The organism is Streptomyces sp. NPDC088810 (assembly GCF_044750305.1).
Classification (GTDB): Bacteria; Actinomycetota; Actinomycetes; order Streptomycetales; family Streptomycetaceae; genus Streptomyces.
The window spans coordinates 190,771-210,096 of record NZ_JBIVJQ010000007.1; the positions used below are offsets into that span (position 1 = coordinate 190,771).

20 protein-coding genes and 1 riboswitch are annotated in these 19,326 nt (G+C 69.9%); of the genes, 9 read left to right on the forward strand and 11 right to left on the reverse strand.

What is annotated here, in order from left to right:
- Window positions 1-44 precede the first annotated feature (44 nt).
- Window positions 45-464, forward strand: coding sequence for a heme-binding protein (locus ACIP4Y_RS23170; RefSeq protein ID WP_401396529.1), 420 nt, complete (start codon window positions 45-47; stop codon window positions 462-464).
- A 72-nt stretch (window positions 465-536) separates the two neighbouring features.
- Here the strand turns inward: ACIP4Y_RS23170 and ACIP4Y_RS23175 are convergent, their stop codons facing one another.
- The gene (locus ACIP4Y_RS23175) at window positions 537-1,403 is read right to left on the reverse strand and encodes a GNAT family N-acetyltransferase (RefSeq protein ID WP_401396532.1); all 867 of its coding nucleotides are present in this window, start codon (window positions 1,401-1,403) and stop codon (window positions 537-539) included.
- A 149-nt stretch (window positions 1,404-1,552) separates the two neighbouring features.
- Between ACIP4Y_RS23175 and ACIP4Y_RS23180 the strand changes: the two genes are divergently transcribed.
- Window positions 1,553-2,185, forward strand: a complete 633-nt coding sequence (locus ACIP4Y_RS23180; protein WP_401396535.1) for an HAD family hydrolase — start codon at window positions 1,553-1,555, stop codon at window positions 2,183-2,185.
- A 122-nt stretch (window positions 2,186-2,307) separates the two neighbouring features.
- Here ACIP4Y_RS23180 and ACIP4Y_RS23185 read toward each other — a convergent pair whose 3' ends face one another.
- The 5 genes from ACIP4Y_RS23185 to ACIP4Y_RS23205 form a co-directional block, all read right to left on the reverse strand.
- Window positions 2,308-2,790, reverse strand: coding sequence for an NUDIX domain-containing protein (locus ACIP4Y_RS23185; protein ID WP_030615062.1), 483 nt, complete (start codon window positions 2,788-2,790; stop codon window positions 2,308-2,310).
- Window positions 2,791-2,875: 85 nt separating this feature from the next.
- A complete protein-coding gene (locus ACIP4Y_RS23190; protein ID WP_401396538.1) occupies window positions 2,876-3,781 on the reverse strand; it encodes a LysR family transcriptional regulator in 906 nt (301 codons plus the stop codon).
- A 216-nt stretch (window positions 3,782-3,997) separates the two neighbouring features.
- Window positions 3,998-5,146 carry a cystathionine gamma-lyase gene (locus ACIP4Y_RS23195; protein WP_358635721.1) on the reverse strand — a complete coding sequence of 383 codons (1,149 nt, stop codon included), beginning with the start codon at window positions 5,144-5,146 and terminating at the stop codon, window positions 3,998-4,000.
- Window positions 5,143-5,634 (reverse strand): low molecular weight protein-tyrosine-phosphatase, encoded by a 492-nt coding sequence (locus tag ACIP4Y_RS23200; protein WP_401396543.1) that lies wholly within the window; start codon window positions 5,632-5,634, stop codon window positions 5,143-5,145. Before ACIP4Y_RS23200 ends, ACIP4Y_RS23195 begins: the two co-directional genes overlap by 4 nt.
- A gap of 7 nt (window positions 5,635-5,641) precedes the next feature.
- On the reverse strand, window positions 5,642-6,019 hold the full coding sequence (locus ACIP4Y_RS23205; protein ID WP_401396546.1) for a phage holin family protein: 378 nt from the start codon (window positions 6,017-6,019) through the stop codon (window positions 5,642-5,644).
- Window positions 6,020-6,078: 59 nt separating this feature from the next.
- On the opposite strand from ACIP4Y_RS23205, the gene ACIP4Y_RS23210 reads away from it, so the two are divergent.
- The 4 genes from ACIP4Y_RS23210 (at window position 6,079) to ACIP4Y_RS23225 (ending at window position 8,431) form a co-directional block, all read left to right on the forward strand.
- On the forward strand, window positions 6,079-6,396 hold the full coding sequence (locus ACIP4Y_RS23210; RefSeq protein ID WP_401397047.1) for a cupin domain-containing protein: 318 nt from the start codon (window positions 6,079-6,081) through the stop codon (window positions 6,394-6,396).
- 132 nt (window positions 6,397-6,528) lie between these two features.
- On the forward strand, window positions 6,529-6,741 hold the full coding sequence (locus ACIP4Y_RS23215; protein WP_358635715.1) for a DUF5326 family protein: 213 nt from the start codon (window positions 6,529-6,531) through the stop codon (window positions 6,739-6,741).
- A 439-nt stretch (window positions 6,742-7,180) separates the two neighbouring features.
- Window positions 7,181-7,894: an IclR family transcriptional regulator C-terminal domain-containing protein gene (locus ACIP4Y_RS23220; protein ID WP_358636043.1), complete on the forward strand. Its 714-nt coding sequence runs from the start codon at window positions 7,181-7,183 to the stop codon at window positions 7,892-7,894.
- A 99-nt stretch (window positions 7,895-7,993) separates the two neighbouring features.
- A complete protein-coding gene (locus ACIP4Y_RS23225; RefSeq protein WP_358635713.1) occupies window positions 7,994-8,431 on the forward strand; it encodes an SsgA family sporulation/cell division regulator in 438 nt (145 codons plus the stop codon).
- Between the two features lie 133 nt (window positions 8,432-8,564).
- Here ACIP4Y_RS23225 and ACIP4Y_RS23230 read toward each other — a convergent pair whose 3' ends face one another.
- Entirely contained in the window at window positions 8,565-9,986 is a 1,422-nt protein-coding gene (locus ACIP4Y_RS23230; protein ID WP_401397050.1) for a YibE/F family protein, read from the reverse strand.
- An 80-nt stretch (window positions 9,987-10,066) separates the two neighbouring features.
- A riboswitch (TPP riboswitch) is annotated at window positions 10,067-10,244 on the forward strand.
- On the opposite strand from ACIP4Y_RS23230, the gene thiC reads away from it, so the two are divergent.
- The gene (gene thiC / locus ACIP4Y_RS23235; RefSeq protein ID WP_401396551.1) at window positions 10,237-12,021 is read left to right on the forward strand and encodes a phosphomethylpyrimidine synthase ThiC; all 1,785 of its coding nucleotides are present in this window, start codon (window positions 10,237-10,239) and stop codon (window positions 12,019-12,021) included. (Overlaps the previous riboswitch by 8 nt.)
- A gap of 100 nt (window positions 12,022-12,121) precedes the next feature.
- Here thiC and ACIP4Y_RS23240 read toward each other — a convergent pair whose 3' ends face one another.
- From ACIP4Y_RS23240 to ACIP4Y_RS23250, 3 genes are all read right to left on the reverse strand, one after another.
- Window positions 12,122-12,985, reverse strand: coding sequence for a hypothetical protein (locus ACIP4Y_RS23240; RefSeq protein WP_401396554.1), 864 nt, complete (start codon window positions 12,983-12,985; stop codon window positions 12,122-12,124).
- 182 nt (window positions 12,986-13,167) lie between these two features.
- Window positions 13,168-14,250, reverse strand: a complete 1,083-nt coding sequence (locus ACIP4Y_RS23245) for a metallophosphoesterase (protein WP_401396557.1) — start codon at window positions 14,248-14,250, stop codon at window positions 13,168-13,170.
- Between the two features lie 317 nt (window positions 14,251-14,567).
- Window positions 14,568-15,680 carry a LacI family DNA-binding transcriptional regulator gene (locus ACIP4Y_RS23250; RefSeq protein WP_358635691.1) on the reverse strand — a complete coding sequence of 371 codons (1,113 nt, stop codon included), beginning with the start codon at window positions 15,678-15,680 and terminating at the stop codon, window positions 14,568-14,570.
- A 454-nt stretch (window positions 15,681-16,134) separates the two neighbouring features.
- On the opposite strand from ACIP4Y_RS23250, the gene hisC reads away from it, so the two are divergent.
- A complete protein-coding gene (gene hisC / locus ACIP4Y_RS23255; protein ID WP_401396561.1) occupies window positions 16,135-17,226 on the forward strand; it encodes a histidinol-phosphate transaminase in 1,092 nt (363 codons plus the stop codon).
- 2 nt (window positions 17,227-17,228) lie between these two features.
- On the opposite strand, the gene ACIP4Y_RS23260 is transcribed toward hisC, so the two are convergent.
- On the reverse strand, window positions 17,229-17,606 hold the full coding sequence (locus ACIP4Y_RS23260) for a cyclophilin-like fold protein (RefSeq protein WP_401396564.1): 378 nt from the start codon (window positions 17,604-17,606) through the stop codon (window positions 17,229-17,231).
- A gap of 209 nt (window positions 17,607-17,815) precedes the next feature.
- Between ACIP4Y_RS23260 and ACIP4Y_RS23265 the strand changes: the two genes are divergently transcribed.
- Window positions 17,816-19,324, forward strand: a complete 1,509-nt coding sequence (locus ACIP4Y_RS23265) for a cytochrome ubiquinol oxidase subunit I (protein WP_401396567.1) — start codon at window positions 17,816-17,818, stop codon at window positions 19,322-19,324.
- Window positions 19,325-19,326 lie beyond the last annotated feature (2 nt).

A 19,326-nucleotide genomic window follows, 5' to 3' on the forward strand; every position in this document is an offset into this window, starting at 1 on the left:
TACGGAAAAGCACCCACCACAGCACCATCCAAGGAGACAGCTCCATGAGCACCACCGCCGTCACCCCGCTCACCACCGAGGACGCCGAGCTGCTCGTCGCCACGGCCCGCCGGGCGGCCGAGGACGCCGGAGTCACCGTCAGCGTCACCGTCCTGGACGCCGGCGGCCACCTGCTCGCCTTCCGCCGGGACGACCGGGCGGTGCTGATCTCCGGCGAGACCAGCACCCGCAAGGCCTACACGGCCCTCCAGCTGAACGCCCCCACCGCCGACCTGGTCGACGCCGTTCAGCCCGGCGGTCCCTTCCACACGCTGCCCACGGCCCTGGACCGGCCCCTGCTGTTCATCGCGGGCGGTATCCCGGTCCACCGCGACGGCCGGCTGATCGGTGCGATCGGTGTCGGCGGCGGCGCGCCGGAGCAGGACCACGGCTTCGCCACCGCGGCCGTACAGGCGCTCGCCTGAGCCATAGCCGGACTTCGTGGCTCCGGCCCCGTCGCTTCGAGCGGCGGGGCCGGAGGAGCGTCGTAGGAGGGCTCAGCCTGCCGCGACCGTGAGCGGTGCGAACCGCCGGGTCCAGTCACCCGGCAGGTCCGTGACGCCGTAGGTCATCACCGAGTTGAAGGCGACGGAGGCCAGTCCCCGCTCCTTCGCCCAGGCCAGCAGCTCTTCATGGCGCACGTCGATGTCGGTGCGCAGGGGCCGCTCCGTGCGGGCCGCCAGCGAGGCGATGAGCGCCTTGGCGGTCTCCGTGTCCCGGGCGATCAGCGGGCCGACGACATGGGTGTCCATGTTGGGCCACGCGGCCGTGTAGCCGATGAGCCGGCCGGCCGCCTCGGCCACCCGCAGCTGATCGGCGAAGGCGGGCAGCCGGGTGATGAGCGGCGTGCGGTCGGTGCCGAACACCTCCTCGTCGAGGCGCAGGATCGCGGGCAGGTCCTCCGCGGTGGCGGCGCGCGTGGCGACGGAGGATTCCGGCCCGCTGGGTGTGAAGCGGCCCATCAGCATCTCGGCTCGGCCCGTCACCTTGAAGCCCAGCTCCTCGTAGAGGGGCCGGCCGTACGGCGTGGCGTGCAGGGTCAGCGGGGTGCTCCCCATGGCCGACAGGACATGCCGCATCAGGCGACGTCCGACGCCACGGCGGGCGTGGCGTTCGGCCACCAGGACCATACCGATGGCGCCGAGATCCGGCCGCTGCCATGCGCCGTACTCCGTGACGACGCACGCGGCGACGAGGCCGCCCTCGGGGTCATCGATGCCGAATCCCTTCCCGGCCGTGAGGAGGAGGCCCCACTTGTGTTCCTCGCGTGGCCACCCCCGGTCTTCGGACAGGTCGGCGCACGCGGTGAGATCGCGAAGCGTCAGGCGGCGGATGGGCAGAGCGGCGAGGGAAGGAGTTGGCACGCAGGTCAGGCTGTCCGACCGGCACCCCCGCCGTCCACCCGTTTCGATGCAGACGCAGGTGCTTTTGGCCATCTCGTGGCCAGGCGGACAGCTCCCGGACAGCTGCGGGTGTTTCACGTGAAACATCGGCAGCCGACTAGCCTCGGGCCATGGCGAGACTTCATCTCTTCGATCTCGACGGCACGTTGCTGCACGGCACCACCGCACCGGTGGAGATTTCCCGCCAGTTGGGGCTGGAGGCCGAGACGGTGGTACTGGACCGCGCGATCGCGGAGGGACGGATCGGTCCGCCGGAGTACGCGGCACAGGTGTACGACCTGTGGGCGGACCTGACCGAGGCGCATGTGCGGGCCGCGTTCGAGGCGGCTCCCTGGCTGGCCCGGATCCGCGAGGTCTGGGCGGAGATCCGCAGCGCGGGCGAATACTGCGCGGTGGTGTCCCTCTCGCCCTCCTTCTTCGTGGAACTCCTCCTCGACTGGGGCGCTCACACGGCGCACGGCTCCCGTTTCCCGGCCGTGCCGTTCACCCAGCCTGTCGACCCGTCCGGGGCGCTCAGCGCCGCGGCCAAGGTGACCATCACGGACCGGCTCTGCGCGGAGTTCGGCGTGACGCGGGCCGACTGTGTGGCGTACGGCGACTCGTCGTCGGACAGGGAGTTGTTTGCTGTCGTACCGGTTTCCGTGGCGGTCAACGCCGACGCCCACCTGACGGGTCTGGCGACCCACTCCTATACGGGACGGGACCTGTGGGATGCCTATGAACTGATCGGTCCCGCCCGGTAGTTGACGGGCACCGTCGCTCGCACCGAGCTCCTCTCGTACACGTCCGGGACGTCGGCATCCCGCCGAGCCGCATACGGTACGGCTCGGTGGAGGACCTGTTCGTCGGGGCCGGCTGAGCGTGCCTACCCGAGGTCGGGAGCGTGCATGGCGCGTACCCCCTCGATGTTTCCGTCGAGGTAGTGACGCAGGGACAGCGGGACGAGATGGACGGAGGCGATGCCGACGCGGGTGAACGGGATGCGGACGATCTCGTACTCGCCGGCCGGCTCCTCCACCTCGGGGCCGTGGCGCAGGGACGGGTCCATGGACTCCAGCCTGCAGACGAAGAAGTGCTGCACCTTCACCCCGGTCGCGCCGCCGTCCTCGCCGATGTGTTCCACCGTGTCCACGAAGCACGGCACCACGTCGGTGATCTTGGCGCCGAGTTCCTCGTACACCTCCCTGTGCAGGGCATCGACGACGGTCGAATCCCCGGGCTCGACTCCGCCACCGGGAGTGACCCAGTAGGGATCGACACCGGGCTTGGTGCGCTTGATCAAGATCAGGTCGTCACCGTCCAGGAGAACAGCACGGGCGGTGCGCTTGACCACGGGTCGGACGGTCATGGGAGAAATGTGGCCCGGCTGGTTCCACGTGAAACATCGCAAAGCGCCACGACACGACCGCAGCGCGTGCCCCCGCTGGGGGGCGTCAGGACCAGGCCGCGGCGGCGCGCTGCAGCCACTCGTGGGCGCGCGCGACCGGGGCCAGGGCGAGCGTGCCGGTCCGCACCACCAGGAAGTACGTGCGCAGCGGCGGCACCGGCGGATCGTGCAGGGTGACGAGCGTGCCGTGGTCCAGGGCCGGGGCGCACAGGTAGCGGGGCAGTACCGCCAGTCCCGCACCGGCGATCGCACAGGAGAGCACGGCCCGCAGATCCGGAACGATGACCGTGCCGGTGGCGGCCGGGCGGGAGTCGAAGACGGAGGCCCAGTAACGCGAGACGAATGGCAGCGACTCATGGACCTCGACCACGGGCAGGTTCTCCAGGGCCGGCGCGCCCTTCAGTCGCAGGGTGTCGGAACCGATCCGCTCCGCCCAGCGCGGCGCCGCGACCAGCACGTGCTCCTCGTCGCAGAGCGGAGTGGCGGTGAGCAGGGCCCCGCGAGGCCGGGCCGTGCTGATGGCCAGGTCATGGTGGCCGCAGGCCAGCCCCTCGAGCACGTCCTCGGCCGTCCCGAAGGAGGCGCGCAGCGCGAAGCCCCGGCCGTCGTCGCCGGTCAGCTGCGTGAGGGCGGGCAGAGCCCGTTCGGCCGTGAACTCCGGAGGCCCGGCCAGGTGCAGCGTCCGCACCGAGGACTCGTCGTCCGGCCCGCTCTCCGCTATCTCCACCAGGGCGTCGAGATGCGGCGCGGCCTTGTGCGCGAGTTCGTCGCCGATGGTCGTCGGCGTCACCCCGCGCGCCTGGCGAAGAAAAAGGGGTCTGCCCAGCTGGCGCTCCAGCGTGCGGATCTGCGAGGTGACGGCGGGCTGGGACAGGCCGAGCAGGGCCGCGGCGCGGGTGAAGGAGCCGGCCCTGTGGACGGTGACGAAGGTCCGCAGCAAGGCCAGATCCATGGCATGCCTCCCCTGTCGCTGCCCTCCTCCGGCCCCAGGCAGGCACCAACTATAAATAAGTCGATAGGTCTCTGTCGCTAGCGTGATTGGACACTGACGCAGAGTCAACTAGCCTTGTTCGCGCGGTCTTTCATCCACGAAAGCCGCAGACGGTCCGGGCCACGAGGGGGGAGGCTCGGACCGTCCCGAGGGCTCGGCGCGCGGCCGCGGAGGCACTTATCCTGCGGACTCGTCCAGGGCGCGCAGTACGTCGGCCACCAGGTCCTCGGGGTCCTCCGCGCCGACGGACATGCGGATGAAGCCCTCCGGGACGGCGTCCCCGCCCCAGCGGCGGCGGCGCTCGGCGGTGGACCGTACCCCGCCGAAACTCGTGGCGTCCTCCACCAGGTGCAGAGCCGCGAGGAAGCGCTCGGCACGCGCCCGCGTGGGCAGGGTGAAGGAGACGACGCAGCCGTAGCGACGCATCTGCTGCGAGGCGATCTTGTGCGAGGGGTCGTCGGGCAGGCCCGGGTAGCGCAGATCGGAGACCTCGGGACGCTGTCGCAGCGCCTGCGCGACGGCGAGGGCGGTGGCGTTCTGCCGGTCGACGCGCAGCTGGAGCGTGGCGATGGACCGGTGCGCGAGCCAGGCCTCCATGGGCCCGGAGATCGCGCCGACGATCTTGCGCCAGCGGCGTACGGCGGCCATCGCCTCGGTGTCGCGGCCGGTGACGTAGCCCAGCAGGACATCGCCGTGCCCGGTGAGCTGCTTGGTGCCGCTGGCCACGGAGAAGTCGGCGCCCAGCTCCAGCGGACGCTGCCCGAGAGGGGTGGCGAGGGTGTTGTCGACGGCCACCAGGGCGCCCCGCGCGTGGGCCGCCTCCGCCAGCCGCCGGATGTCGCACACATCCAGCCCGGGGTTCGACGGGGACTCGATCCACAGCAGCCGCGCCCCGTCGAGCACCTCCAGCTGGGCGTCACCGCCGGTCGGTGCGGTGCGCACCTCGATGCCGTACGCCTCCAGCTGGGCGCCGACCAGCGGCAGCACCTGGTAGCCGTCGGACGGCAGCACGACCGCGTCCCCGGCGCGCAGCTGCGAGAACAGCACGGCGGAGATCGCCGCCATGCCGGAGGCGAAGACCAGCGTCTCGGCGTCCTCCCGTCCGGGTGCCTCCAGCTCGCTGACGGCCTGCTCCAGCAGGGTCCAGGTCGGGTTGTCGTCGCGGCCGTAGGAGTACGGTCCCGTCACCTCGCCGGGCAGGTGGAAGTGCGCCGCGAACACCGGTCCGGGCAGGGTCGGCTCGTGCTTGACCGGCTCGGGGAGCCCCGCCCGCACCGCGCGCGTGCCGTCGCCGGTGCGGCCCTCGTCCTTCGTGGCGTCGCTCATGCGGCCCGTCCTTCCAGTTCTTCCCGTACGGCGGCGAGCAGACCGGTACTCGCCGCCTCCACCATCTCAAGACACTCCTCGAAGCCGTCCCGGCCCCCGTAGTACGGGTCCGGTACGTCGAGGTCGTCGCCGGCGGCGGGGTCGAAGGAGCGGAGCAGCCGGATCTTGCGCGCTTCCTCCTCGGTGGGCGCCAGGCGGCGCAGCGCTCTGAGGTGTCCGGTGTCGAGGGCGATCACGAGGTCGAGGCGGGCGAACCACGACGGCAGGAACTGGCGGGCCGTGTGCTCGCTGTCGTAGCCGTGCTCCTCCAGGACCGAGACGGTGCGCGGATCGGCCGGATCGCCCTCGTGCCAGCCGCCGGTGCCGGCGCTGTCGGCCTCCACCACGTCCTCCAGCCCGGCCTCCGCCACGCGCGCGCGGAAGACGGACTCGGCCATCGGGGAGCGGCAGATGTTGCCGGTGCACACGAAACAGACGCGGTAGGTCATGGCGTGGTCAGTCCTCGTCGGGCAGGACGATGTGCAGCGCCCAGGAGACGACGGAGACGATCAGACCGCCGAGCACGGCCGTCCAGAATCCCTCCACATGGAAACTCAGGTCGAGCTTGCCGCACACCCAGGAGGTCAGCAGCAGCATCAGCGCGTTCACGACCAGGGTGATCAGGCCCAGCGTCAGGATGAACAGCGGGAAGGTGAGCACCTTCAGGATCGGCTTGACCAGCCAGTTCACCAAGCCGAAGATCAATGCGACGACGATCAGCGTGCCGGCCTTCTTGGCGGTGCCGTCACCGGTCAGGGTGATCTTGTCGAGCAGCCATACCGCGACCGCCAGGGCGCCCGCGTTGGCGATCGTCTTGACTAGGAAATTCATCATGTGTCTGATCGTGGCAGACCGGAGCAACAGTGAGCAGTGAGGCGAGGGCGGCAGCGGCGATGAAGGCATTCCGGCTGGACGAACTGGAGGCGGAACGCGCCGCCAACGAGGGCGCCTACCTGCAGTTCCTGCGTGAGCGGAACATGTCGGTCGGCCTGTACGCGCTGAACGCGGGCGAGCACGACTCGCAGAAGCCGCACGGTCAGGACGAGGTGTACTTCGTGGTCAGCGGCCGGGCCTCGATCACGGTCGGTCTGGAGACGACCGAGGTGGCGCGGGGCAGCGTCGTGTACGTGCCCGCCGGAGTCGCCCACAAGTTCCACCACATCAGCGAGGACCTCAGGGTGCTCGTGGTGTTCTCTCCGCCGGAGGCGTGAGGCCGCAGCTCAGGGTTCCCTAGGGGACAGGTCAGGGGACGGCAAGGGATGCGAGGCCCCCGCAACGGCCCTCTGCGGCCCTAGCATCGAATGCGGAACATCGACACGAACGAGACGCAAAGGACGAGGGCGATGCGAGAGATCTTCGCGGGACTGCCGTGGTGGGTGAAGTGGGTCGCGGTGCCGGTCATCGCCCTGGTCGTGTTCGGCGGCCTGATAGCGAGCGTGGTCGGATTCGTCATCGGCCTGCTGTTCAAGGCGCTGGTTTTCGTCGCCCTGGTCGGCGGACTGATCTACGTCGTGCGCAAGTTCATGGCCGGCTCCGCGTCCCGCAGCGACTGGTGAGTCTCGCGGGAGCCGGTCACCCTGAACGGGAGTACCGGTTCCCTCTGGGGAGGGAAGTTTCCCCGGGGAGCCGTCTGCGCGCGGTGGCGGGCGGTTAAAGTCCGGAACTCCCCACGGGGTCCCGCTCCGTGGGTGGCGCAGACCCCCTCCGTGCTTGTCTGCACGGGCTGCCCCCCTCGCGCTATGGGAGTGACCCTTGGCCACGGTTGACACCGCACCGGCAGAACCCCACGCACCCCCCGCTCCACCGCGCTCCTGCGCGTCCCCCGTCCCGCGGCCGGCCCCCGTGGCCGTCCCCGGCCAGCCCCACGCGGCGGACATCTCCGGCGGCGCCCCGCAGCCGGCGGACCGCTCCGGACCACCGCCCTGCGCCGGCCGGCCGGACCCCCCGACGGCCGCCGCGCCCCCGGCCACGCTCATCGGATCCGTCCAGCGCGCCATGCGCCTGCTGGAGACCGTCGCCGCCCACGCGTACGGCGCCCCCGCCAAACAACTCGCCCGCGAGACCGGCCTCGCGTTGCCCACGACGTACCACCTGCTGCGCACCCTGGTGCACGAGGGCTATCTGCGCCGTGAGAAGGGGCTGTTCTTCCTCGGTGACGCGGCGGAGCGGCTGGGCCGCAGCGGAGCGCAGCAGAAACGTCGCAGCACGGTGGCGGACACGCTCGCGCACTGGCGCGATTCCATCGGTGTACCGATGTACTACGCGATGTACCGGGACGGCGAGATCGAGGTCATGTGCGTCTCCGCCTCCCGTCAGGCGCCCGCGGTCGAGGAGTGGGCGGACTTCCGGGAGACCGGCCACGCCCACGCCATCGGCCAGTGCCTGCTCTCCCAGTTGGACGAGGACGCGCGGCGCGACCATCTCGCCCGGTATCCCGTGCAGCCCGTCACGCCGTACACCGTGCGGGACAACGACGCGCTGCTACGGCGGCTGGCCCGGACGCGTCGCATGGGACCGGTGGTCGAGCGTCAGGAGTACGCCGTCGGGACGGTCTGCGCGGCGGTCCCGATCACGGTCGGTGCCACCGCGGCCACCATGGCCATCTCCCTGCCCGCCCACCAGGCCGACCGGCTGCTGCCCGCGGCCCACCGGCTTCAGGCGGAGATCGGGCGGCATCTGGGAGCGCTCACCCTCTCTATCAGTATCTGAAAACTCACTCCTTGTGATCTCTTGTGTACGTTCAGCAAGATTTGACCACGGTCAGAGGGATCAATCCCGGCCAGTCGATGTCATATGACGGGGTAGGCGATGCGTGAGTCCGTACAGGCAGAAGTCATGATGAGCTTTCTCGTGTCGGAGGAGCTCTCCTTCCGCATCCCAGTGGAGTTGCGCTACGAGACCAGTGATCCCTATGCCGTGCGGCTCACTTTTCATCTGCCCGGTGATGCCCCGGTGACCTGGGCCTTCGGGCGGGAGCTGCTGATCGACGGGGTCGGCCGTCCGTGCGGGGAGGGGGATGTGCACATCGCCCCCACCGATACCGAGGTGCTGGGTGAGGTGCTGATCCGTCTTCAGGTCGGCGGCGACCAGGCCCTCTTCCGCTCGTCGACGCCACCGCTCGTGGCCTTCCTCGACCGCACGGACAAGCTCGTCCCGCTCGGCCAGGAGGGTGCTCTGGCCGACTTCGACGCTCATCTCGACGAGGCCCTGGACCGCATCCTGGCCGAGGAGCAGAGCGCCGGCTGAAGCGTTACGGCACGGGCGGCGGGCGCTTGGCGGTGCCGCACGGAACCGTGCAGGAACGCTTCTGCAGCGGGCTCGCCCGGCGGCACTGCGGGGAGCCCGCCACGTGCCGTACGCCGTTTCCGGGCCTCCGTGCTCACCGCTTCCGGCGTCGGCCCCGGCCGCCGCGTGCCGGCGCGGGCTGCGCCCCGGCGGCTGCCGCGACGGGCGGGGCGGACCGGTCGGCCGACACGACGAGGGCGGCCAGCGCGGTGGTGACCGGGACCGAGGCGACCAGCCCGATCGAGCCCACCAGCGTGCGCACGATCTCCTCCGCCACCAGCTCACTGTTGGCCACGGTCCCGACGCTGCTCTGCGCGATCGAGAACAGCAGCAGCAACGGCAGGGCCGCACCGGCGTAGGCGAGGACGAGGGTGTTGACCACGGACGCGATGTGGTCGCGGCCGATCCGGATGCCCGCCCGGTACAGGCCGCGCCAGCCCATCGACGGGTTGGCCTCGTGCAGCTCCCAGACGGCCGAGGTCTGTGTCACCGTCACGTCGTCCAGGACGCCGAGCGAACCGATGATGACACCGGCCAGCAGCAGACCGCTCATGTCGATCGACGGATACAGGCCGTGGATCAAACCGGTGTTGTCGTCCGTGTTGCCGGTCAGCGCCGCCCAGCCGATGAAGAGCGAGCCGAGCACGCCGATCAGCGAGAGCGAGATCAGCGTGCCGAGCACGGCCACCGACGTACGCGCCGACAGGCCGTGGCACAGGTACAGGGCGATCAGCATGATGGCGCTGGCCCCCACCACGGCCACCACCAGCGGGTTCGCCCCCTCCAGGATCGCCGGCAGGATGAACAGCGTCAGCACCAGGAAGCTCATGGCCAGGGCGACCAGGGCCATGACACCGCGCAGCCGGCCCACCACGACGACGGCCACTGCGAAGATGCCCGCGAGCAGCGCCATGGGGAACTTGCGGTCCACATCGGTCACCGAGTACTGCAGCTCCCTGGGAGCCGAGGGCTCGTAGGCGACCACGACCTTCTCGCCCTGATGCAGCTGCCGTGTCTGGTCCGGCTGCACGATCTCGGTGAACGTACGGCCCTTGTCCTTGCCGGTGTCGACTTGGACGGTCGCCTTCTTGCAGGTGCCGCCGGCCTGTTGCTGCGCGGACGTGCCCTCGGCGGTGGACGTGTCGCCGGTCGGGGTGCCACCGGAGGCGTTCACCGACTTGCAGCTCACCTCGAGGACCCGGGTGACCGTGGCCTGCTGGGTCTGCCGGTCGAAACCGACACCCGTGCGCTTGTGGGACGGGGCCGCTCCGGGCCAGAGCACCACGAGACCGACCAGGACCGCCGCCGTGAAGGGGACCAGGATCGCCGCGATGACCTTGCGCAGATGCTGGGACACGGGGGCGGCGGGTCCGTGGCTGTGACTGTGGCCGTGCGCGTGACCGTGCCCAGGGGCGTCATCACGGCTGCCCTCCCGGGCTCCGTGACTGCCGGCGAGGCCCTGGCCCGAGCCGTCCCGGTGGTGCGGCTCGGGCGGCTGATTGGGGTACTGCTCCATCCTGGTCACCGCCCGATCATCGCAAGAACGGTGGGGGCCCACTGTTCACCGCGCCACACATGACGCTAGCGTGGAGCCACCTTTGCACACGCGGGAGCTCGGAGCACCGGGCTGAGAGGGCGCTGACCTCCGTACACGCGATGTTTCACGTGGAACAACCGATGTTCCACAGGAAGCCTCGGCAGACGGACACCGCTGCGTCGACCGCCGAACCTGTTACCGGGTAATGCCGGCGTAGGGAGTAGGTCTCATGACCAACAAGGACGCACGCACGCCTGCCTCCGTTCAGGACGAGAAGTCGCAGGAGGCCGGGAAGCCCATCGGCTGGCACAAGGCGTACGTCGAGGGCTCGCGCCCCGACCTGCGCGTGCCGGTCCGTCAGGTGCATCTCACCAACGGGCAGTCGGTCACGCTGTACGACACCTCGGGGCCGTACACCGATCCGCTCGTCGACACGGACGTCCGCCGGGGCCTGCCGCCGCTGCGGGAGAACTGGATCATCGGCCGCGGAGACACCGAGGAGTACGCGGGCCGTCCGGTCCGTCCCGAGGACGACGGGATCAAGCACACCTCACCGCGTGGCGGGCTGCGCAACCTGGACGCGGTCTTCCCGGGACGTCCGCGCCAGCCGCGCCGGGGCCGCGACGGCCAGGCGGTGACACAGCTCGCGTACGCGCGCCGGGGCGAGATCACGCCCGAGATGGAGTACGTGGCCATCCGGGAGAACGTCTCGCCCGAGGTGGTCCGCGAAGAGATCGCGGCGGGCCGGGCGGTGCTGCCGGCCAACGTCAACCACCCGGAGATCGAGCCGATGATCATCGGCAAGCGGTTCCTGGTGAAGGTGAACGCCAACATCGGCAACTCCGCGGTGACGTCCTCCATCGAGGAGGAGGTCGAGAAGATGACCTGGGCGACCCGGTGGGGCGCCGACACGGTCATGGACCTGTCCACCGGCCGCAACATCCACACCACCCGCGAGTGGGTCCTGCGCAACTCCCCCGTCCCCATCGGCACGGTGCCGCTCTACCAGGCCCTGGAGAAGGTCGACGGCAGGGCCGAGGAACTGACCTGGGAGATCTACAAGGACACCGTCATCGAGCAGGCCGAGCAAGGCGTGGACTACATGACCGTCCACGCGGGTGTCCGGCTGGCTTACGTCCCGCTCACCGCCAACCGCAAGACCGGCATCGTCTCGCGCGGCGGCTCGATCATGGCCGCGTGGTGCCTGGCGCACCACAAGGAATCGTTCCTGTACGAGAACTTCGAGGAGCTGTGCGAAATCCTCGCCGCCTACGACGTCACGTACTCGCTGGGCGACGGCCTGCGGCCGGGGTCGATCGCGGACGCCAACGACGAGGCGCAGTTCGCGGAGTTGCGGACGCTCGGGGAACTCAACCGGATCGCCAAGCGTTTCCATGTACAGACGATGATCGAGGGCCCGGGACACGTCCCGATGCACAAGATCAAGGAGAACATCGACCTTCAGCAGGAGATCTGCGATGAAGCTCCGTTCTATACGCTCGGTCCGCTGACCACGGACGTCGCGCCGGCGTACGACCACATCACCTCTGGCATCGGTGCCGCGATGATCGCCTGGTGGGGCACGGCAATGCTCTGCTACGTCACGCCCAAGGAGCACCTGGGCCTGCCCAACCGGGACGACGTCAAGACCGGCGTCATCACCTACAAGATCGCCGCACACGCGGCGGATCTCGCCAAGGGGCACGCCGGTGCGCAGGAGTGGGACGACGCACTGTCCGACGCCCGCTTCGAGTTCCGGTGGGAGGACCAGTTCAACCTCGCCCTGGACCCGGACACGGCACGGGAGTTCCACGACGAGACCCTGCCGGCCGAGCCCGCCAAGACGGCCCACTTCTGCTCCATGTGCGGGCCGAAGTTCTGCAGCATGAAGATCTCGCAGGACATCCGCCGTGAGCACGGGGGCAGTCGGGCCGAGATCGAGGAGGGCATGGCCCAGAAGTCGAAGGAGTTCGCCGAGGCGGGGAACCGCGTGTACCTGCCGATCGCGGACTGAGCGGCAGGCCCCAGGGGTCTGCGTCTCCGAGCCGCCGTAAGGCAGCGCGCGAGGCGCGGACTCCGCGGGGCGCCGGTTCCCCCTCGGCTCGGGGGCCGGGTCACTCGGGCTGGTGTTCGGGGCCGCCGAAGTCCGGGCTCGTGTAGTCGGGGCTGGTGAAGCTGGGGCGGCCGGAGCCGGTGCCGTCGTCGGGGCTGCTGAAGCCGGGGCGGTCGTAACCCAGGCGCGGTATGCGGCCGGTCGGTGCGGGCGGGGCCGGGTGGGACACGGTGGTCGTGCCGGGCTCGGCGAGCGCCTCCCGGAGGAAGGGCAGGATGCCGCGCTCCAGCAGGGCGTCCCGCCACGCCTCCCGGGCCCTGGCCAGCTCCTCGTGGGCCGCGTCCCGGGCGTGCTCGTCAGCCGGGGTGCTGTTGCGCAGGGCGGTGAGCAGCAGTCCGACGGCGGCGACGAGGATCGCCGCCGCGGTGATGGCGCCGAACACCCAGCCGGTGGTGAGCAGGGTGCGGGCGAGGGTGTGCCCGGGGTCCAGCATCTTCAGGATGTAGCCGACGAGCAGGAAGATCACCGCGGCGGTTCCGGAGAGGACGGGAGCCAGGACGGCGACGACCGCGATGGCGCCCGCACCGGTGCTCTCGGCGGCTTCCCCGAGGGAGGTGGCGAGGCCCGCTGCGGCCGAATCAGGGCCCGTCGTACCGGAGTTCCCGACGGTGGGCGGGACGGACAGCGCCGGGTGGCGCAGTTCGTCGCGGAGTTCGACGTAGTGCTGGTACTCGGCCGCCGCGGCTGCCGTGATCAGGGCGGAGGCGCTGAGTGCCATGGTGCGCAGTTGTTCGAGGTTGAGCCGTTCGCCGACGGCGGCCAGTTCCGGCCGGTGCGGTGCGGAGCGCAGCGCCTCATCGAGGAGCCGCTCGAATTCCTGGCGGTCCTCGCTCTGCAGGTGCTGCGGAACGCTGTTCATGTGCATCCCCCGATGCTCCGTAGGGCTTGGGGCTCGCACGCCGGCGAGCCGTCGGGCAGAAACGGAGGGGAGCCTGCGACGGATAAGCCGATGGTAGAGCCGTGACGGCGCGCGTTGACAGGGGATTGCCGGAAATTGCGTTCCTGCCGGCCGGCGGGCAGCCGGGGGAACGCCTGCCCGCCAAACGGTCAGCTGTCCAGCGGCAGTTGTTGGACCAGCAGCTTTCCGGCCATGGTCACGCCGCCGTCCATGGCGATGGCCAGCCCGTCGGCGTAGATGTGCGGTCCCTCGACGACCGGGCCGCTGCTCTCCTCGCCGTCCTCGGAGCCGACCTCGCCGAGGAGGTAGGGAATGGGGCTGTGCCCGTGAACGACCCGGGTGCCGCCGTACGTATCGAGGAGGGAGCGCACGGCGTCGGCGCCACCCTCGTCGCGGAAGGAGAAGCGCTTGGTGAACTTGCGGAACAGGTCCCAGACCTCGTCGGCGTCGTTGCGGGTCAGCGTCTCGCGGACGGTGTCGTTGACCGCCTCGATGGAGTCGCCGTAGTCGAGGTAGGCGGTGGTGTCGGAGTGGAGCAGCAGATAGCCGTCGACCTCCTCGACGGCGTCGAGGCGGGCCATCCACTGCAGGTGGTGGTCCTGGAGGCGGTCCATGTCGGTCTTCTGGCCGCCGTTGAGCAGCCAGGCCGCCTGGAAGGTGGCGGTGCCCGCGCCGGAGTTGACGGGGGTGTCGCCGAACCGTTTGGCGCCGAGCAGCAGCAGCTCGTGGTTGCCCATCAGGGCCTTGCAGTAGCCGCCCGCGGCCGCGGCCTCGGCGGACAGCCGCATGACCAGGTCGATGACGCCGATGCCGTCCGGGCCGCGGTCGGTGAAGTCGCCGAGGAACCACAGGCGGGTGGTGCCGGCGCACCACTGGCCCGAGGCGTCGATCAGCCCCTGCTCCTGCAGAGCGGCCACCAGCTCGTCCAGGTAGCCGTGGACGTCACCGACGACGTACAGCGGCCCGGGGCCGGACGCGGGCTGCGGCGCCGGGGCGGCGGCGGGGGTGGGCTCGACGCGCACCTGGACGGTGTCGCCGCGGTTGATGACGGGCAGGTCGCGCTGGGTGGGCGTGTAGCCCTCGGGGTACGCCTCCTCGGCGGGCGGGACGACGTCGCCGGGGTGGATGCTGCGGACGTACGGACCGGTCTCATGGACGTACGCGGGTACCCGGAAGTCGCGCAGCGTCGCCGTCCGCTCCGCCTCGGGTCCCTGACCGGCCCCCTGAGTCATCAGACCCCTCCACCATCGCGCCGCATCTGCACCGCTTCGGACTGCCTGGTCGCAGCGGTCCGCGGTGTCGTGGGCCCATCATAGGAATGCGCGTCGCGCCGTGTGATGACCCAGGGGTGGTGAATCGGAACAAGACTCCGGTTCACCGCGGCTTTCGCCCCGTTTGGGCAGATGTTCGACCGGCTGTCGGCCTATCGGAGTGTCGACCGGGCGCTTTCGAGGCCTGTCCGTCCCCGACCGGCCGGGTGCGCCTCCCCGCGCCGCACCGGTCGGTCCGCACCGGCCGGGCCCCGAGCCGGCCGGTGCGGCAGGCGGCGCTACGTGTCGTCCGGCGTCCGCGGCGGACTGACCGTCGTGCGCGGAGGCCGCCGCTGGGACGAGGTGCGCACGATCAGTTCGGTCGGTATCACCTGCTCGACCGGCTGGTCGGACTCGACGCCCTCGATGGCGTCGATGAGGAGCTGGACGACGGCCGTGCCGATACGGCGCGGTTTCAGCGAGAGCGTGCTGATGGGCGGCTCGGTGCTGGCGTACACGGTGGACTCGCTGCAGCAGACCAGCAGCAGGTCGTCCGGGACGCGGAGACCGTAGCGGCGGGCGGCGGCGAGCAGGTCGGTGCCGTTGGGGTCGAACAGGCCGTAGACCGCGTCGGGCCGGTCGGGGCGGGCGAGCAGCCGGTCGGCGGCGACGGCGCCCGCGCACGGGTCGTGCGCCGGGTAGGCCTCGTAGACCGGATCCTGGCCGACGCGTTCGCACCAGCGCAGGTAGGCGGTGGTCGACAGGTGGGTGTAGGTGTCCGTCGTGGTGCCCGTGAGCAGGCCGATGCGGCGGGCGCCGGCGTCGGCGAGGTGGTCGAGGATGCCGAGGACGGCGGCCTCGTGGTCGTTGTCGACCCAGGCGGTGACGGGGAGCGAGCCGGCCGGGCGGCCGTCGGAGACGACCGGCAGGCCCTGCCGGACGAGTTCGCTGACCACCGGGTCCTGGTCGGAGGGGTCGATGACGACCGTGCCGTCCAGGGCGACGTTGGACCAGACGTCGTGGCGGGAGGTCGCGGGCAGGATGACGAGGGCGTAGCCGCGGGCGAGCGCGGCCGAGGTGGCGGCCCGGGCCATCTCGGCGAAGTACGCGAACTCCGTGAAGGTGAAAGGTTCATCCCCGTACGTCGTCACGGTCAGGCCGATCAGACCCGACTTGCCGGTACGGAGAGTGCGGGCGGCGGCCGAGGGTCGGTACCCCAGCCGGTCGGCTACCTCGCGGACATGGCGCCGGGTGGCATCCGGGAGCCGGCCCTTGCCGTTGAGGGCGTCGGACACGGTCGTGATGGAGACCCCGGCGGCGGCGGCGACGTCTCTGATGCCCGCCCGGCCCGGCCGACTGCCTCGACGTGAGGTTTCCGCGCGGCTCACCTGGTGCTTCCCTGCTGCTGTCATGGCGAGCCGATAGTAGGGCTCATGTGGTGGTGTAGTGCGGACGCATATGCACGCGTTGACAGGCACGTTTCTGCATGGTCAAAGGCGGCCAACTGCCTTAGAAATCAAGGAAGTTGAGCGATCCAGTAGTAGGACGTTACTTGTCGACGCGGATGGGCCTGCCAAGTGCCCGATGTCTCGAAGAGGTCTCAACTCACCTTCACGAGGGACGCGCGCCACGGCGCAAGCCACCGGCGCATAGATATATGTACGGCGCGCCCCCCGGAACGTACGCCTTCGTACGCCGATGCCCTTGATGCCGGTGGACGACGGGAGATCCACCGCTCCCCGCGGCGGTGCCCCGCGCTGCCGGGTGTCCCGGACCTGTACGCAGCGGGGCCGAATCCTCTTAAGGTGAGCAGTATTGGAAGCCGGTGGTGTCGACGGGCCGCCGGCGGTCGCGAGGAGGACTGCGGTGAGCGAGACGAGCCCCAAGCTGCGCGCCGAGCTGGAGGGTATCCCCACCTACAAGCCGGGCAAGCCGGCCGCGTCCGGCGGCCCGGTCGCCTACAAGCTGTCCTCCAACGAGAACCCGTACCCGCCGCTGCCCGGCGTGCTGGAGAGCGTGACGGCGGCGGCCTGCGACTTCAACCGTTACCCGGACTTGGCCTGCACCGGGCTGATGAACGAGCTGTCCGACCGCTTCGGTGTGCCGCTCTCCCACCTGGCCACCGGCACCGGTTCGGTAGGGGTCGCCCAGCAGCTGATCCAGGCCACCAGCGGCCCCGGCGACGAGGTGATATACGCCTGGCGGTCGTTCGAGGCATACCCGATCATCACGCAGATCAGCGGCGCCCGCTCGGTGCAGGTGCCGCTGACGCCGGGTGATGTGCACGACCTGGACGCGATGGCGGACGCGATCACCGACCGGACGCGACTGGTCTTCGTCTGCAATCCCAACAACCCGACGGGCACGGTGGTGCGGCGGGCCGAGCTGGAGCGGTTCCTCGACCGGGTGCCCGCCGATGTGCTGGTGGTGCTGGACGAGGCCTACCGGGAGTTCATCCGCGACCCCGAGGTGCCCGACGGTGTCGAGCTGTACCGGCAGCGGCCCAACGTCTGCGTTCTGCGGACCTTCTCCAAGGCCTACGGCCTGGCCGGGCTGCGCGTCGGTTTCGCGATCGCCCACGAGCCGGTGGCGGCGGCGCTGCGCAAGACGGCGGTGCCGTTCGGCGTGAGCCAGCTGGCGCAGGAGGCGGCGATCGCCTCGTTGCGGGCCGAGGACGAGCTGCTGGGCCGGGTCGGCTCGCTGGTGTGCGAGCGCACGCGCGTGGTCGACGCGCTGCGGTCCCAGGGCTGGACGGTGCCGGAGACGCAGGCCAACTTCGTGTGGCTGCGGCTGGGGGAGCGTACGGTCCCGTTCGCGCAGGCCTGTGAGGAGCACGGTGTGGTGATCCGGCCGTTCCCGGGCGAGGGTGTGCGGGTCACGGTCGGCGAGGCCGAGGCGAACGACATCTTCCTGAAGGTGGCCGAGGGATTCCGCAAGGAGATCCAGCTCGGCAGCTAGCTCTACTCCTCGATCAGCTCCACCCGGATGGGGTCGCCGTCCCGCACGCTCGCCAGGAGGCCGGCGTCCCCGTCCACGCTGCCGAGGATGTTGCACGGGCTCGCGAGGCGGCACTCCTCGCCGCGCGAGATCGGCGTGGGGCCGTAGGGGAGGGCGAGGGCGTCGCCGTCCGTCCAGAAGGCCACCGTGCCCGGTTCCACGACCTGGCGGGCGTCCGTTTCACGTGAAACAGAAACGCCTGTGTCGAAATACACCTCCTCTCCCCAGGTGCGCGCGGTCGAAGCGAGGGGCAGTGCCTTGGCGAGGGCCTGTGCGGTCGTGGTGCTTGCGTCGAGGGTCGCGGTGATGTTGCCCGCGGGCCAGGAGATGCGTATCTGCATGGCGCGCAATTCAACAAGATGTTGAAGTCGCTGCCAAGGTCTTGACGGGAAGGCGAAGGGGGGACCCCCCTTCCGCGGCCGAAAATCAGTGCGTCATAATGGCTTGTGAATGTGAACGCGTTCACAAGCGCGTCCCGTTTGCTCCGTATGCGGGCAACAAAGAGGGGCAAACCGCCGCTGTACCACGGCGTAGTAAGGAGAGTGACGACGTGGACCTGGCTTTGGCGCCGGAGACACTGGCGCGCTGGCAGTTCGGCATCACCACCGTCTACCACTTCCTGTTCGTTCCGCTGACGATCTCCCTGGCCGCCTTGACGGCCGGGCTGCAGACGGCCTGGGTGCGCACGGAGAAGGAGAAGTACCTCAGGGCGACGAAGTTCTGGGGCAAGCTCTTCCTGATCAACATCGCGATGGGCGTGGTCACCGGGATCGTGCAGGAGTTCCAGTTCGGCATGAACTGGTCGGACTACTCGCGCTTCGTCGGTGACATCTTCGGCGCCCCGCTCGCGTTCGAGGCGCTGATCGCGTTCTTCTTCGAGTCCACCTTCATCGGTCTGTGGATCTTCGGCTGGGACAAGCTGCCCAAGAAGATCCACCTGGCCTGCATATGGATGGTCTCGATCGGCACGATCCTGTCGGCGTACTTCATCCTCGCGGCCAACTCCTGGATGCAGCACCCGGTCGGCTACAAGATCGACAAGGTGAAGGGGCGGGCCGAGCTGACCGACTTCTGGGCCGTGCTGACCCAGAACACCGCCCTCAGCCAGGCCTTCCACACCCTCTCCGCGGCCTTCCTGACCGGTGGCGCCTTCATGGTGGGCATCTCCGCCTACCACCTGGCCCGCAAGAAGCACATCCGCGAGATGAAGACCTCGCTGCGACTCGGCCTGGTCACCGTGGTCATCGCCGGTCTGCTCACCGCGGTCAGCGGTGACACCCTCGGCAAGGTGATGTTCAAGCAGCAGCCGATGAAGATGGCCGCTGCCGAGGCACTGTGGGACGGGCAGAAGCCGGCGCCGTTCTCGATCTTCGCCTACGGCGATGTGGACAAGGGCCACAACAGCGTGGCCATCGAGATCCCGGGCCTGCTGTCCTTCCTGGCCAATGACGACTTCACCTCCTACGTGCCCGGCATCAACGACGTCAACAAGGCCGAGCAGCAGAAGTTCGGGCCCGGTGACTACCGGCCCAACATCCCGGTCGCCTTCTGGGGCTTCCGCTGGATGATCGGCTTCGGTATGGCTTCCTTCGCCATCGGGCTGGCCGGGCTCTGGCTGACGCGCAAGAAGTTCATGCTGCCGCAGCACCTGCGGGTCGCCGACGACGAGGTTCCGCACCTGGTGCTGTTCAAGAGCAAGGCGCTCAGCCCCAAGCTCAGCCCCTGGTTCTGGCGCATCGCGACCTGGACGATGGCCTTCCCGTTGATCGCCAACTCCTGGGGCTGGATCTTCACCGAGATGGGCCGTCAGCCGTGGGTCGTCTACGGCGTCCTGCGGACCCGGGACGCGGTCTCCCCCGGCGTCTCCCAGGGTGAGGTCCTGACCTCGATGGCCGTCTTCACCGCGCTGTACGCGATCCTCGCCGTGGTCGAGGTCAAGCTGCTCGCGAAGTACGTCAAGGCCGGTCCGCCCGAGCTGACCGAGGCCGACCTCAACCCGCCCACGAAGATCGGCGGCGACACCAGTGACGCCGACAAGCCGATGGCCTTCTCGTACTAGGC